The sequence below is a fragment of the Bradyrhizobium sp. CCGUVB23 genome (assembly GCF_024199885.1).
Classification (GTDB): Bacteria; Pseudomonadota; Alphaproteobacteria; order Rhizobiales; family Xanthobacteraceae; genus Bradyrhizobium.
Genome location: NZ_JANADQ010000001.1, coordinates 1,514,545 through 1,527,662, shown reverse-complemented (window position 1 = coordinate 1,527,662; position 13,118 = coordinate 1,514,545). Strand labels below are relative to the sequence as shown.

Genomic DNA, 13,118 nt, shown 5'->3' with positions numbered 1-13,118 from the left:
GCTCCGGCTCTGGGGTCCTGGCAGGCGGCATGAGCAAAAAATACGACGTGCTGGTGATCGGCGGCGGCAATGCAGCGCTCTGCGCGGCGATCGCCGCGCGGCGCGGCGGTGCCTCGGTCATCGTGCTGGAAGGCGCGCCCAAATTCTATCGCGGTGGCAATACGCGCCACACCCGCAACATGCGCTGCGCCCATGATGCCGCGACCGAGATCCTGACCGGCCCTTATACCGAAGACGAGTTTTGGAAGGACCTGCTGCTGGTCACGGGCGGACAGACCGACGAGGAGCTGGCGCGCCACATGATCCGGGAGTCCAAGGACATCCTGAACTGGATCGTGGAGCAGGGTGTGCGCTGGCAACCCTCGCTCGGCGGCACGCTCAGTCTCGGGCGCACCAACTCCTTCTTCCTCGGCGGCGGCCGGGCGATGCTCAATGCGCTGTATCTCACCGCGGAGCAGTTCGGTGTCGAGATCCACTATGATGCCGAGGTCACCGATCTCGTCATCGAGGACGCCATGTTCCTGGCCGCGCGTCTGAAGCGGCCGATCGATGCCGTAAACGAGATCCGCGCGACGTCGCTGGTCGCCGCTGCCGGCGGCTTCGAGGCCAATATCGAATGGCTGAAGGAATATTGGGGCGAGGCCGCCGACAATTTCCTGATCCGTGGCACGCCCTATAACCGCGGCTCCATCCTGAAGATGCTGCTTGCCAAGGGCGTGCAGGAAGTCGGCGATCCCACCCAGTGCCATGCGGTCGCAATCGATGCGCGGGCGCCGAAGTTCGACGGCGGCATCATCACACGGCACGACTCCGTCGTGTTCGGCATCGTCGTCAACAAGCACGCGCAGCGCTTCTACGATGAGGGCGAGGACCTCTGGCCGAAGCGCTACGCGATCTGGGGCCGGCTGGTCGCGGCGCAGCCGGACCAGATCGCCTACATCATCTTCGACTCGACCGTCGTCACGAGTTTCATGCCGACGTTGTTTCCACCGATTGCAGGGCAGACGGTTGCCGAGCTCGCCGACAAGCTCGGTCTCGATCCGGTCGCACTGGAAAAGACCGTCACCGATTTCAACGCTGCGGTGCGTCCCGGCACCTTCGACCACACCCTCCTCGACGACTGCCGCACCGAGGGCATCACGCCGCCGAAGACGCATTGGGCGCGGCGGATCGAGACGCCGCCCTATCTCGCCTATCCGGTGCGCCCCGGCATCACCTTCACTTATCTCGGCACACGCGTGACCAAGGAAGCGCGCATGCTGATGAAGGACGGCAGGCCATCGGCCAATATGTTCGCGGCCGGCGAAATCATGGCCGGCAATGTGTTGGGCAAGGGCTATGCCGCCGGCATGGGCATGACCATCGGCAGCGTGTTCGGGCGGATCGCAGGACAAGAAGCGGCGAAACATGCACGGAACTAGGATTCTCGACGAAGCCGACCGCCTGATGACGGTCTGCAATTCCTGCCGCTACTGCGAAGGCCTATGCGCGGTGTTTCCAGCCATGGAGATGCGCCGCGCGTTTTCGGACGGCGACCTCAATTATCTCGCCAATCTCTGCCATGCCTGCGGCGCCTGCTACGTCGATTGCCAGTTTTCGCCGCCGCACGAGTTCAACGTCAACGTCCCGAAGACGCTCGCCGTCGCCCGCGCGGAGTCCTATGCGGCCTATGCCTGGCCGCGGGCCCTGTCCGGCGTGTTCGCGCGCAACGGTCTCGTCATCAGCGTCATGGCTGCGCTCAGCATGGCCGCGTTCATCCTTGGCTTTGTGGTCGCGCACGACCGCGACGTGCTATTCGGCGTTCACACCGGCCCCGGCGCCTTCTACAAGCTGATGCCGCACAACGCGATGGCGGCACTATTCGGTGCCGCGTTCCTTTACGCGATCCTGGCGCTGGTGATGAGCGTTCGCGCGTTCTGGCGCGACATCGGCGCGCCGATCGGCGGCCGCGCGGATGGTGGCTCGATCTTTCAGGCGATCCGCGATGCCGGCGAGCTTCGCTATCTCCATGGCGGCGGCGTCGGCTGCTACAATGAGGACGACCGTCCGACCGACCACCGCAAGCTCTACCATCACCTCACATTCTACGGCTTCCTGTTGTGCTTTGCTGCGACATGCGTCGGCACGCTCTACCACTATCTGCTCGGACGTGAAGCGCCCTATCCGTGGTGGGACCTGCCGGTTGTGCTCGGTACGCTCGGGGGCATCGGCCTCGTCGTCGGACCGATCGGGCTCTTTGTTGCCAAGAGAGACCGCGATCCTGCGCTGCTGGATGAGGGCCGCTACGGGATGGACGTCGGCTTCATCGCAATGCTGTTTCTGACCGGCATCACGGGCCTCGTGCTGCTGGTCCTGCGTGAGACTGCCGCGATGGGGCCGCTGCTGGCTCTGCATCTCGGCGCGGTGTTCGCGCTGTTCATCACCATGCCCTATGGCAAGTTCGTGCACGGCATCTACCGCTTCACGGCCCTGCTGCGCTACGCGCAGGAGCGGCGCAGAGCAAGTTAGCCTGCCGGCTCACGCCTCCTCGCACCGTCTCGAAGAATGCTGCATCGACCGTCCGCGGGGCCGTGCGCGACCGGCGTGGGCTCTCCGCGAGGCGTCAGACCAGCACGGCCTTGCGCACACGGCCGGCGTCGCCGAACACGCGCAAATACCGTTCGATCTCGGACGGCATGCCGGTCGCCTTCTCCGGATTGTCGGACAGTTTGACGGCCGGATGTCCGTCGACCGACGTCACCTTGCAGACCAGCGAGATCGGATCGAGATTGACCGAGCCGTCCGGTGGGCAGCCGACGAAATCGTTGGTGAGGTTGGTGCCCCAGCCGAAGGATAGGCGCACCCGGCCCGAAAAGTGATGGTAGGTCTCCTCGATCGAGCCGACATCCATCGCGTCGGAAAAGACGAGCAGCTTGTCCCTGGGATTGCGGCCCTTCTTCTCCCACCATTTGATGATCTCTTCGCCGGCCTGGATCGGCGGTGCGCTGTCGGGGCGGAAGCCGGTCCAGTCGGCAACCCATTCCGGTGCATCGCGCAGGAAGGCCTTGGTGCCGAAAGCGTCGGGCAGCGCGATCAGGAGGTTGCCGCCATAGGTCTGGCGCCACTGGTCGAGAATGCGATAGGGCGCGAAGCGCAGCTCCTCGTCGTCCTTGGCGAGCGCGGCCGCCACCATCGGCAGCTCGTGCGCATTGGTGCCGATCGCCTCGAGATCATTGTCCATGGCGAGCAGGACGTTGGAGGTGCCGATGAAGGATTGTCCGAGCCCTTCCTTCACCGCCTCGACGCACCAGCGCTGCCAGAGGAAGCCGTGGCGGCGGCGCGTGCCGAAGTCCGAGAGCCTCAGGTTTTCGAGCTGGCGGAGCCGCTCGACCTTGGTCCAGAGCTTGGCCTTGGCGCGGGCATAGAGCACGTCGAGCTCGAAGCGGCCGCGGCCCTTGATCGCCGAGCGCGAGCGCAGCTCGTTGAGGATCGCGAGCGCCGGAATCTCCCACATCGTGGTGTGGGTCCACGGCCCGTGAAAGTGCAGCTCGTACTGGCCTTGGACCTTGCGCAACTCGTATTCGGGTAAGCGGAATTCGGCGAGCCAGCGGATGAAGTCGGCCGAGAACATGTGGGTCTTGCCGTAGAAGGTGTTACCGGCAAGCCAGATCAGCTCTTTCTTGGTGAAGCGGATGGTGCGGGCATGGTCCAGCTGGGCGCGCAGCTCGCCCTCGTCGATGATCTCGGCGAGGCGCACATGGCGCGAGCGGTTGATGACCGAAAACGTCACCCTCTGATCCGGGTAAAATTCCCGAATCATCTGTAACATCAACAGCTTGTAGAAATCGGTATCAAGCAGGCTGCGGACGATCGGGTCCAGCCGCCAGCTGTGGTTATAGGTTCGGCTCGCAATATCGGTCACGGTCATGGCCGAATTCTAGCGTGGCGGATGCGGCGCAACCAGTGGGTTTGGCGGGGGGCAGGGCGCCCCCTGTTCATGCCCCAGCCGCGGTCGTCGCCACTGCCTCGAGCTGGCTGCGGATCCAGCGATGGGCCGGGTCCTTCTGGTAGCGCTGGTGCCAGACCATGAACATCGGCAGCTCGGCGAGCGTCCTGGCGCGCGAGGCGAGCGGAATGTGCACATGCGCGAAGTCGCGCATCAGGCCGTCCGCAAGCAGGCTCGGCATGCTCGCCAGCATGTCCGAGCCGCGCAGGAAAGACGGCACGCCGGAGAAGCTCGGCACTGATATCGCGATGTCGCGGTGGAAGCCGTTTGCCGCAAGCCTGCGATCGAAGTCGAGCCGCTCGTTGTCGGTATAGACCACGGTGACGTGGCGCGCGGCCAGATAGGCATTGCGCGTCGCCGGCGCAGAACGCGCAGTTCGGTCGTAGTAGCAGACGTAGTGGTCTCGCAGCAGGCGCTTCTGCACGATGTCGATGCCGGACGGAGGCAGCGGGCTGATCAGGAGGTCGCAACGGTTCTCGCGCAACATGGCAGGCGAGGGTGATTGCGAGGGGATCACGCGCAGATTCAGACTCTTCACCTGGGCTGCGACATGGCCGAAGAAGCGCGGCAGCAACAGGTCGCGCTGGAAATCATTGGCGGCGATCGTCAGCGACAGGAGCGCCGCTTTCGGCTCGAAGGTGACGCCGCCGGCAAAGCTCCGCATCTCGTCGATCAGCGCGCGCGCCTTGGCGGCGAGCGCCTGCGCGTGCGCGGTGGCAACGATACCGCGACCGGATTTGGCGAACAGGGGATCGCCGGCGATGCGCCGCAGCTTTTTCAGCCCGTGGCTGACGGCGGATTGGGTGAGGCCGAGCCGGGTCGCGGCCCCCGTCACCGAACCTTCTTCCAGCACGGCGAGGAACAGCGACAGCGAATGGCCGTCGAGGGCCAAATGATCGATTTCCTTCATGAGATACATTATAATTCATCTATTTATCTTGAGAATAGGCCGGCGCATCCTCTCCGATAAGCCGCGCCCGACCGGGCGCCAGAGGGAGACAACGCCAGATGACCGCCCAGGCCGCTCGTATCGCAGCCGCGCAGGACGCCGCCCGCCTCAACCGCCCCGAGCCGTTCACGCCGCCGCTTGGCGATGGCGGCTTCTTCCAGCGTGACCGTTCCATCCACCCGCCGGCGCACGCGCCCGGCTACAAATCCTCGGTGCTGCGCTCACCGCGCCAGTCATTGCTTTCGCTGGAGAACTCGATCTCGGAGATCACCGGGCCGGTGTTCGGTCACAACGACCTCGGGCCGCTCGATAATGACCTGATCCGCAACTACGCCAAGGACGGCGATCCCATTGGCGAGCGCATCATCGTGCACGGCCGGGTGATGGACGAGACCGGCCGCGGCGTGCCCAACACGCTGGTGGAGTTCTGGCAGGCCAATGCCGGCGGTCGCTACCGGCACAAGAAGGACACGTATCTGGCGCCAGTCGATCCGAATTTCGGCGGCTGCGGCCGCGCGCTGACTGACGACAGCGGCTACTACTACTTCCGCACCATCAAGCCCGGCCCCTATCCCTGGCGCAACTACGTCAACAGCTGGCGCCCGGCGCATATCCACTTCTCGGTGTTCGGCTCGGGTTTTGCGCAGCGGCTGATCACCCAGATGTATTTCGAGGGCGACCCTCTGATCCCGGTCTGCCCGATCCTCACGACGATCCCGGACAAGGACGCGCTCGACCGTCTCGTCGCCCCGCTCGATCTCAACGCCTCTACGCCGTTCGATTCGCTCACCTACCGCTTCGACGTCGTGCTGCGCGGGGCGCGCTCCACCTATTTCGAAAATCGCCGGGAAGGAAACTAAAGTCATGGCGCAGCCGCTCAACTATCTCAAGGAAACCGCCTCCCAGACTGCCGGGCCCTACGTCCATATCGGACTGATTCCGGGCATGGCCGGCTTCGACATTTTTGAGAAGAACTTCTCCAACGTGCTCGTTACGCCGGACACCAAGGGCGAGCGGATTACGCTGGAGGGCCGCGTGCTCGATGGCACGGGCACGCCGCTGCGCGACGTGCTGCTGGAGATCTGGCAGGCCAATGCGGCCGGCCGCTACAACCATCCGGCCGACCGCTCGGCTGGCGCACTGGACGAGGACTTTCGCGGCTGGGGTCGCGCGGGTTCGGATTTCGACAGCGGGCTGATCACCTTCGAGACGATCAAGCCGGGCGCGATCACCGATAAAGCGGGGCGCAAATGTGCCCCGCACGTCAACGTCTGGATCGTCGCCCGCGGCATCAATATCGGGCTGAACACGCGGCTCTATTTCTCGGATGAAGAGGCCGCCAACGCCGCCGATCCCGTTCTCAATCTGATCGAGCAGCCGGTGCGGCGGTCGACCCTGATCGCCAAGCGCAGCGAGCGCGCCGGCAAGGTCGTGTACTCCTTCACGATCAATCTGCAGGGACCCGAGGAGACTGTGTTCTTCGACGTCTGATAGCCCTCGAATCCTACGAAGGCCGGCCGCATCGGATGGTGAGGCCGGCTTTTTGCTGAGGCTCCGCGGCTGATCACCCGTTCCCGTTATTCGCCCGAGCCGATACGATGGCTTATTCTGGGGCCGGAGGAGGGCCATGGGAAAGCACTCTCGGGCAGGCGGGCCGAGCAAATCGGGCAGCCGCACGGCGAAGACGAAAAAGCGACGCAGCGCGCCGAAGACGCCTCGCGCTTTCGTTTCCGGGCGGACAAAACCTGGAGCAACGCAGCTTGCTCTCGAGCTCCAGGAAGCGAGAGAGCGGCAGGCCGCGACGGCCGAGGTCCTGAGCCTCATCTCGGACGCGCCGACTGATCTTCCGCGCGTGTTCGACCGGATCGTCAGGAATGCGGCACGGCTCTGCCAGAGCGTTCTCAGCGCCGTCTATCGCAGCGACGGCGAGCGCGTTCACCTTGTCGCCTACGACCAGTTCTCGCCGGAATCGATCGCGGCGGTGCAGACAGCCTATCCGGCGCCGATCACTAGCGGAAACCTCATCTCGGTTGCCGTTCGCGAGCGGCGCGTCGTGCACGAGCCGGACGTGCTCGTCTCCGGCGGATATAGCGAATTGCAGCGGACGTCGGGCTACCGCAGCATCCTCGTGATACCGATGCTTCGAGACGAGGTCGCAATTGGCGCCATCGCCGTCATGCGGCTCGTGCCGCAACTATTCCCCAAGGCGCAGGTCGAGCTGTTGAAGACCTTCGCGGGACAAGCGGTCATCGCGATCGAGAACGCGCGGCTTTTCACCGAGGTGCAGGAGCGCACGCGGCAATTGTCGCAATCGCTGGACGAACTGCGTGCCGCCCAGGACGGCCTCCTACAAACGGAGAAGCTCGCCGCTTTGGGACGGCTCGTGGCGGGAGTCGCGCACGAGATCAATACGCCCGTCGGCACCAGCCTGACGGTCGCCTCCGCCTTCGCCAACAAGGCCAACCGTTTTGAAGCCGACGTCGCACGCGGCGATCTGCGTCGCTCAACCCTCAACGAATTCATCGCGGCAAGCCGCGAGGCGGCATCGCAGATCATCATCAACCTCAATCACGCCGTCGATCTGATCCAGTCGTTCAAACAGGTCGCGGCCGATCGCAATGTGTCGGATCGCAGGCGCTTCGATCTTGGCGAGGTCACCGAGCAGGTCGTCAAGGGACTGCGCTCCGGGCTACGCAGCGAAAATCTCCTGGTCAGGGTCGAATGCGAACCCAATCTCGCGATGAACAGCTATGCCGGGCCTTATGGCCAGGTGCTCACCAACCTCGTGATCAACTCGGCGGTGCACGCCTTTCCGGACGGCGTGCGCGGATCGGTTCATATCGCGGCGCAGGCGCTCGGCAAGGACAAGGTCGAAGTGCTGTTTTCTGACGACGGCTGCGGCATGACCGCCGATGTCAGGCGCCAGGCGTTCGATCCGTTCTTCACGACAAGGCGCGACCAGGGCAGCACCGGCCTCGGACTGCACATCGTCCACAACATCGTGACGAGCCGTCTGGGCGGCCGGATCAAGCTGGAGACCGAGCCCGGCGGCGGGACGACATTCCGCATCATCGTGCCGCGCGAAGCCCCGCCGGAGTTCGTGGCGAAATGAACAGGGCCGGTTGATCCGGCCCCCATCCGTCACTCCATGATCGCGGTCGCGACCCCGGCACCGCGTGCGGCTCGCACGCTGTTCGCTTCAACGTCTTCGAACGCTCCGAAGACCGCGATCGGCCTTTGTTTAGGCCAAATTTCGCCAAACTGGTATTGGCCCTTAAGTGCCGGGGCAGGACTGTTCAATATGGAGTCCTGCATGTTGTTTAAATCTGTTCTTATTGCATCTTTCCTTGTCGTGACCAGTTCGATCGCTGCGGAAGCACGTCCTTCCCGCACCAACACGACACCGGAATGCAATGTGACGATGCCGTGCGACTTCTCGTTCTCTCAAGTTCGTCGCGAGAAAGTTTCGCGGGACACGCGACGAACGCACCTCGTGATGCGAGGAGCGGTCGATGACGCTCAAGCCGCCGTGACACAGGTGAATGTTTCCGGCACCCAGATCGTCAGCGGTCGCCCGTCCGGGTGTCCGCGGAGTTTCTGCGGTTGCGGGGCGGCTCTGCACGTCTTCGGCCGGATCGTCCCGGAATTGAACCTTGCGGCCAACTGGCTGCGCTTCCCACGGACATCGCCCGCACCGGGAATGGTTGCGGCCCGACGCGGACACGTCTTCGTCTTGGAGCAACACCTGCAGGGCGACATGTGGATGGCGTATGATGCCAATTCAGGTGGTCGGTCAACGCGAATTCACGCGCGGTCGCTGCGAGGCTATACCGTCGTCAACCCGCACGCGACGTAACGGCAAGTAGGTCGTTCTCCCGCGTAGAAATCATCATTCATCGCTATGGAGCTGCGCGCGAAAAGCGCGCGGCGAACGGCCGGTCGCCGCGGCGTAGACCCGGCTGAAATAGGCAGGATCCTCGAAGCCGAGCGCATAGGCGATCGTTGACACCGGCAGGTTGGTGTAGACGAGGTTGCGCCGCGCCTCTCGGATCAGCCGGTTGAGGATCAGATGCGAAGCGGTATCTCCCGTGGCGGTGCGCGTGATCCGGTTGAGATGGGTCGGCGTCACCGACAGTGCCCCGGCATAGTCAGCAACGCTCCAGCGTTCGAGATGGTGCGCTTCGAGCAGCGCCTCGAAGCGGCGGAACAGGTCGGAATCCGCTGAGCCGCCGCCGCCGCTCGTGCCGGCGAGTTCGCGTGCCACGAGGCCGATCACCGCCGCCGACAGCGCGCGCAGCACATGCGCGCGGCCGAAGTTTCGGGCTGCGTGCTCGGCAAAGATCTGCTTCATGGTGGTGCGGATCTGCGGCGTGCCGCGCACCACGGCCGATTGCGACAGCGCCGCGCGCAGCCCTTCCGAGGCGAGCAGCGCCTCGTCGAGAATTTCGGCGGCGATCGTCAGCACCCAGCCCTGGGTATCAGGCACGAAGCGGAAGCCGTGGACGTGGCCGACCGGCACGTTGACGATCTGCATCGGCTTCAGCGGCACGATGCGCCCGTCGAGCGTCGCCTCGCCGCCGCCGCGCTCGATCAGCAGCACCTGGTGCAGCCGCGCGTGGCGGTGCACGGCCAGCGTCCAATCATGCAGCACCGAGCGGGAGGCGATGGTCTCGCAGTGCACGACGTCGGGCAGATCGCCGGATTCGCCGAACAAATTGTAGACCTTGATGGCCGATGTCGAGGGGGCAGGGGGCATGTTCGAATTGTACAAGATAAAGGCCGATCCCTCCATCGGTTTGCCGCGCGAAATCTGCGAAAAACTCGTGCACGGGAGAACGGGAAAATGAAAGTTCAGGTCTGTATCATCGGCGGCGGCCCGTCGGGACTGCTGTTGTCCCAGCTCCTGCACCTGAAGGGTATCGACACGGTCGTGCTGGAGAAATACAGCCGCGACCATGTGCTAGCGCGCATCCGCGCCGGCGTGCTGGAGCATGGCTTTGCCAAGCTGATGCGCGAGGCGCAGTGCGGCGAGCGGATGGACCGTGAAGGCGAGATCCACAAGGGGTTCGAGATCGCCCATGACGGCGTGCTCTCGCATATCGACCTCCACAAGCATTCCGGTGGCAATTCGGTGCTGGTCTACGGCCAGACCGAGCTGACGCGCGATCTCTACGAGGCGCGCGACCGTCTCGGCGGCAAGGTGGTGCACAATGCCGAGGACGTCACGCCGCACGATCTGAAGTCGGACAAGCCGTTCGTGACCTATCGTGCGAACGGGGAGACCATCCGCGTCGACTGCGACTACATCGTCGGCGCCGACGGCTTCCACGGCGTCAGCCGCAAGTCGATCCCGACGGACGTATTGCGCGAATACGAGAAGGTCTATCCGTTCGGCTGGCTCGGCGTCCTGTCGCGTACCAAGCCGGTCTCGCCGGAACTGATCTATGTGAAGCACGAGCGCGGCTTTGCGCTTTGCTCGCTGCGTTCGCAGGTGCTCAGCCGCTACTACATCCAGGTGCCGTTGACTGACAAGGTGGAGGACTGGCCCGACGAGGCGTTCTGGGGCGAGCTGAAGCGCCGTTTGCCGGGCGAGGTCGCGGCGCACCTGATCACGGGTCCATCGATCGAGAAAAGCATCGCACCCCTGCGCAGCTTCGTCGCCGAGCCGATGAGCTATGGCCGGCTGTTCCTCGCGGGCGATGCCGCCCACATCGTGCCGCCGACCGGCGCGCGCGGGCTCAACAGCGCAGCCTCCGACATCTACTATCTCTATCACGCGATGCTCGCCCATTATCAGAAGGGCGACGATTCCGGGCTCGAGGGCTATTCAGCCAAGGCGCTCGCGCGAATCTGGAAGGCACAGCGTTTCTCCTGGTGGATGACGATGCTGCTGCATCGTTTCCCCGACCGGATCGACTACGAGGACAGGCTGCAGCAGACCGAGCTGGAATATTTGCTCTCGTCCGAGACGGCGCAGCGGCTGCTCGCCGAGAATTACGTTGGATTGCCGTTCTAGGGCGCGCCGGCTTGCTTGGCGCTACTTGCCTTCCAGCGTATTCACCGGCGTCCAATCCGCGGCTGGCGGATTGGTGGCGAGTTCCTTGGCGCGCTTTGCAAACAAGGCTGATGGCGCATCGGTCGCAGCGAGGTGGTCGAAGCAAGTTGCGGCCTTCGCGAATTCGCGCGCCCGCCAATACGCAAGCCCCTCGGCATAGCCCATCGCCGCTTTCGCTTGCTCCGCCGTCTCCGCGCCTCGCGCGGCAAGCGGCTCATAGACCTTTATCGCCTCGTCGCGGCCCTTGACACGGACGGCATCGAGCTCGCGCCAGGCAAAACTGTCGGCGGTTTGCGCGACCGTCATTTCGGAGGCCATGATCGAGGTCGCAAAGTACTTGTTGGCGCCCTCGAGGCGCGAGGCGACGTTCACGGTATCGCTCATGACCGTATAGTTGAAGCGCCGGCGCGAGCCGATATTGCCGACCACGGCCTCACCGGTGTTGAGGCCGATGCGGTGCGCAAGGCTCTCGAAGGCGGCGTGGCTGCGATTGAGCTCGTCCAGCCGCGCAGTGCAGGCAAGCGCGGCACGGACGGCATTGCGGGCGTGATCGGGATCGGCGACCGGGGCGCCGAACACGGCCACGATGGAATCGCCGATATATTTGTCGACGTACCCGCCATGGCATTCGATGACGTCGGTCATGGCGGAGAGATACTCATTCATCAGCGCGACTAGCTCACCAGGTGCCATCTTCTCGGCGATCGCGGAGAAGCCGGCGAGGTCCGAGAAGAACACGGTGACGTTACGCATCTCGCCGCCGAGCGCGGGCATCTTGCCGGAAGCCACCATGCTCTCGATCACCTGTGGGGCGAGGTAGAGCGCAAAACTCCTGCGCAGGAAGCGTTCGTCGCGGTCGGCGATGACGAAACGGTAACCGATCATCATGGCGCTGGCAGCAAGCCCTGCAAGTGCCGGCTCGGTCAACGGCAAGGCATGCCCGCGGGCGAACAGGCTCACGGCGCAGGCGGTGTAGACGGCCATGATTGTAAGATAAGCGAGCACTGCGCGGCCCGGCGCAAGCAGGCAGGAAGCGAATGCGATGATCGCCGCGATGGCGATCGTGAGAACTGCCCGCATGGGAAAGCCGAGCTCGTTCACCGCATCGCGCTCCATCAGGTTGCGCACCACGGTCGCGTGCACGAAGACGCCGGCGATGTCGCGGCGTGCCATGGGCGCCGCCCGTGAAGGGGCGGGCAGCGCACAGCGCGGGGCGGGCGTTCCGTCATATCCACCGGCAAGACGCAGCGAGGTCAGCTTGCGATCGTCGACGTTGAGCACGCTGCCGAAAATGACGACCTTGCCATCGAAGGCGCGGCGGAAGAACTCACCGTCGCCTTTCTCGACGCAGGCGCGCAAATCCGCGAAGGAAAACTTCGGAACATCGCGGCCGACGCCGCGAAAATTGAGCGTCAGCGAGTTCGGCACGGCGCTCGGTATCGCATAGCCGGCGAGCGCCGTGCTGCCGTCCGGAGTAAGCTCGGGCCCTGCGCCGAGCGCGCGCGAGGCCAGCTCGACAGCCATCGCGGGAACCTGCTTGCCATCGATCGAAAAGCTCAGCGGCATTCGCCGGATGACGTCGTCGGGGTCGGTGTTGACGTTGAGCGCGCGGACATTGCCCTTTACCGCCAACTGCTGCGCGCGGAAGGGAAAGTCCGGACGCTCGTTGCTCACGACCGCGCCGAGCACGAGCTTCCCGGCATCGGATGCTTTCCGTAAAGAGATCAGGAAATCGCGGTCAAAGCCCTTCATGCGATCGCCGAGCGGCGCATCGCCAAAGGGAATCTCCGACTGTTCGATCGAACTGTGAAAGATCACGTCGAAGCCGATCACCTTAGCACCGCCGTCGACCACGGCGCCAATCACACGTCCGATCTCGCGCGTCCAGGTCAGCGTCGGCGACCCCCTGAACGGGGGGGTGTCAAGGGTTTCGTCGTCGATCGCGATGACGACGACAGGTGAGGCGGCGGCATCGCGACGATCTTGAGAAAGCCTCGCGCGCAGGGCGGTCAAGATATCGAGCGAAAGCCCTTGCAGCGTGTTGAGGGGCGGTGACGTGAAGACGGCGCCTGCGAGCAGCGCGATCACGATCGCCGCTACGATGTCCCGCCTGCCGATCCCCCGCATCG

The 13,118-nt window shown here is 64.4% G+C and carries 11 protein-coding genes; 7 read left to right on the top strand and 4 right to left on the bottom strand.

Going from position 1 to position 13,118, the window contains the following annotated elements; all coding sequences use genetic code 11:
* Positions 1 to 29 precede the first annotated feature (29 nt).
* Together tcuA and tcuB are read left to right on the top strand one after the other, a co-directional pair.
* A complete protein-coding gene (gene tcuA / locus NLN62_RS07155; protein ID WP_254108172.1) occupies positions 30 to 1,421 on the top strand; it encodes an FAD-dependent tricarballylate dehydrogenase TcuA in 1,392 nt (463 codons plus the stop codon).
* Positions 1,408 to 2,508, top strand: a complete 1,101-nt coding sequence (gene tcuB, locus NLN62_RS07150) for a tricarballylate utilization 4Fe-4S protein TcuB (protein ID WP_254108171.1) — start codon at positions 1,408 to 1,410, stop codon at positions 2,506 to 2,508. Before tcuA ends, tcuB begins: the two co-directional genes overlap by 14 nt.
* 94 nt (positions 2,509 to 2,602) lie before the next feature.
* On the opposite strand, the gene pncB is transcribed toward tcuB, so the two are convergent.
* Positions 2,603 to 3,907, bottom strand: a complete 1,305-nt coding sequence (gene pncB / locus NLN62_RS07145; RefSeq protein WP_027524917.1) for a nicotinate phosphoribosyltransferase — start codon at positions 3,905 to 3,907, stop codon at positions 2,603 to 2,605.
* 67 nt (positions 3,908 to 3,974) lie between these two features.
* Entirely contained in the window at positions 3,975 to 4,904 is a 930-nt protein-coding gene (locus NLN62_RS07140) for a LysR family transcriptional regulator (protein ID WP_254108170.1), read from the bottom strand.
* A gap of 89 nt (positions 4,905 to 4,993) precedes the next feature.
* On the opposite strand from NLN62_RS07140, the gene pcaH reads away from it, so the two are divergent.
* The 4 genes from pcaH (at position 4,994) to NLN62_RS07115 (ending at position 8,790) form a co-directional block, all read left to right on the top strand.
* Complete coding sequence (gene pcaH / locus NLN62_RS07135) at positions 4,994 to 5,794, top strand: protocatechuate 3,4-dioxygenase subunit beta (protein WP_254108169.1); 801 nt, start codon at positions 4,994 to 4,996, stop codon at positions 5,792 to 5,794.
* A 4-nt stretch (positions 5,795 to 5,798) separates the two neighbouring features.
* On the top strand, positions 5,799 to 6,425 hold the full coding sequence (gene pcaG / locus NLN62_RS07130; protein WP_027524914.1) for a protocatechuate 3,4-dioxygenase subunit alpha: 627 nt from the start codon (positions 5,799 to 5,801) through the stop codon (positions 6,423 to 6,425).
* 136 nt (positions 6,426 to 6,561) lie between these two features.
* Positions 6,562 to 8,046: an ATP-binding protein gene (locus NLN62_RS53320; protein WP_371932928.1), complete on the top strand. Its 1,485-nt coding sequence runs from the start codon at positions 6,562 to 6,564 to the stop codon at positions 8,044 to 8,046.
* 204 nt (positions 8,047 to 8,250) lie between these two features.
* Positions 8,251 to 8,790, top strand: a complete 540-nt coding sequence (locus NLN62_RS07115; RefSeq protein WP_371933105.1) for a hypothetical protein — start codon at positions 8,251 to 8,253, stop codon at positions 8,788 to 8,790.
* 33 nt (positions 8,791 to 8,823) lie between these two features.
* On the opposite strand, the gene NLN62_RS07110 is transcribed toward NLN62_RS07115, so the two are convergent.
* Positions 8,824 to 9,726, bottom strand: a complete 903-nt coding sequence (locus tag NLN62_RS07110; RefSeq protein ID WP_254108167.1) for a helix-turn-helix domain-containing protein — start codon at positions 9,724 to 9,726, stop codon at positions 8,824 to 8,826.
* A gap of 51 nt (positions 9,727 to 9,777) precedes the next feature.
* On the opposite strand from NLN62_RS07110, the gene pobA reads away from it, so the two are divergent.
* Positions 9,778 to 10,950 (top strand): 4-hydroxybenzoate 3-monooxygenase, encoded by a 1,173-nt coding sequence (gene pobA / locus NLN62_RS07105; protein WP_254108166.1) that lies wholly within the window; start codon positions 9,778 to 9,780, stop codon positions 10,948 to 10,950.
* Between the two features lie 21 nt (positions 10,951 to 10,971).
* On the opposite strand, the gene NLN62_RS07100 is transcribed toward pobA, so the two are convergent.
* Positions 10,972 to 13,116, bottom strand: coding sequence for an adenylate/guanylate cyclase domain-containing protein (locus tag NLN62_RS07100; RefSeq protein ID WP_254108165.1), 2,145 nt, complete (start codon positions 13,114 to 13,116; stop codon positions 10,972 to 10,974).
* Positions 13,117 to 13,118 lie beyond the last annotated feature (2 nt).

Coding starts and splice junctions, on each gene's coding strand:
- pobA (WP_254108166.1), top strand. CDS start 9,778: ATGAAAGTTCAGGTCTGTATCATCGGCGGCGGCCCGTCGGGACTGCTG.
- pcaH (WP_254108169.1), top strand. CDS start 4,994: ATGACCGCCCAGGCCGCTCGTATCGCAGCCGCGCAGGACGCCGCCCGC.
- pncB (WP_027524917.1), bottom strand. CDS start 3,907: ATGACCGTGACCGATATTGCGAGCCGAACCTATAACCACAGCTGGCGG.
- NLN62_RS07100 (WP_254108165.1), bottom strand. CDS start 13,116: ATGCGGGGGATCGGCAGGCGGGACATCGTAGCGGCGATCGTGATCGCG.
- tcuA (WP_254108172.1), top strand. CDS start 30: ATGAGCAAAAAATACGACGTGCTGGTGATCGGCGGCGGCAATGCAGCG.
- pcaG (WP_027524914.1), top strand. CDS start 5,799: ATGGCGCAGCCGCTCAACTATCTCAAGGAAACCGCCTCCCAGACTGCC.
- NLN62_RS07140 (WP_254108170.1), bottom strand. CDS start 4,904: ATGTATCTCATGAAGGAAATCGATCATTTGGCCCTCGACGGCCATTCG.
- NLN62_RS53320 (WP_371932928.1), top strand. CDS start 6,562: ATGGGAAAGCACTCTCGGGCAGGCGGGCCGAGCAAATCGGGCAGCCGC.
- tcuB (WP_254108171.1), top strand. CDS start 1,408: ATGCACGGAACTAGGATTCTCGACGAAGCCGACCGCCTGATGACGGTC.
- NLN62_RS07110 (WP_254108167.1), bottom strand. CDS start 9,726: ATGGAGGGATCGGCCTTTATCTTGTACAATTCGAACATGCCCCCTGCC.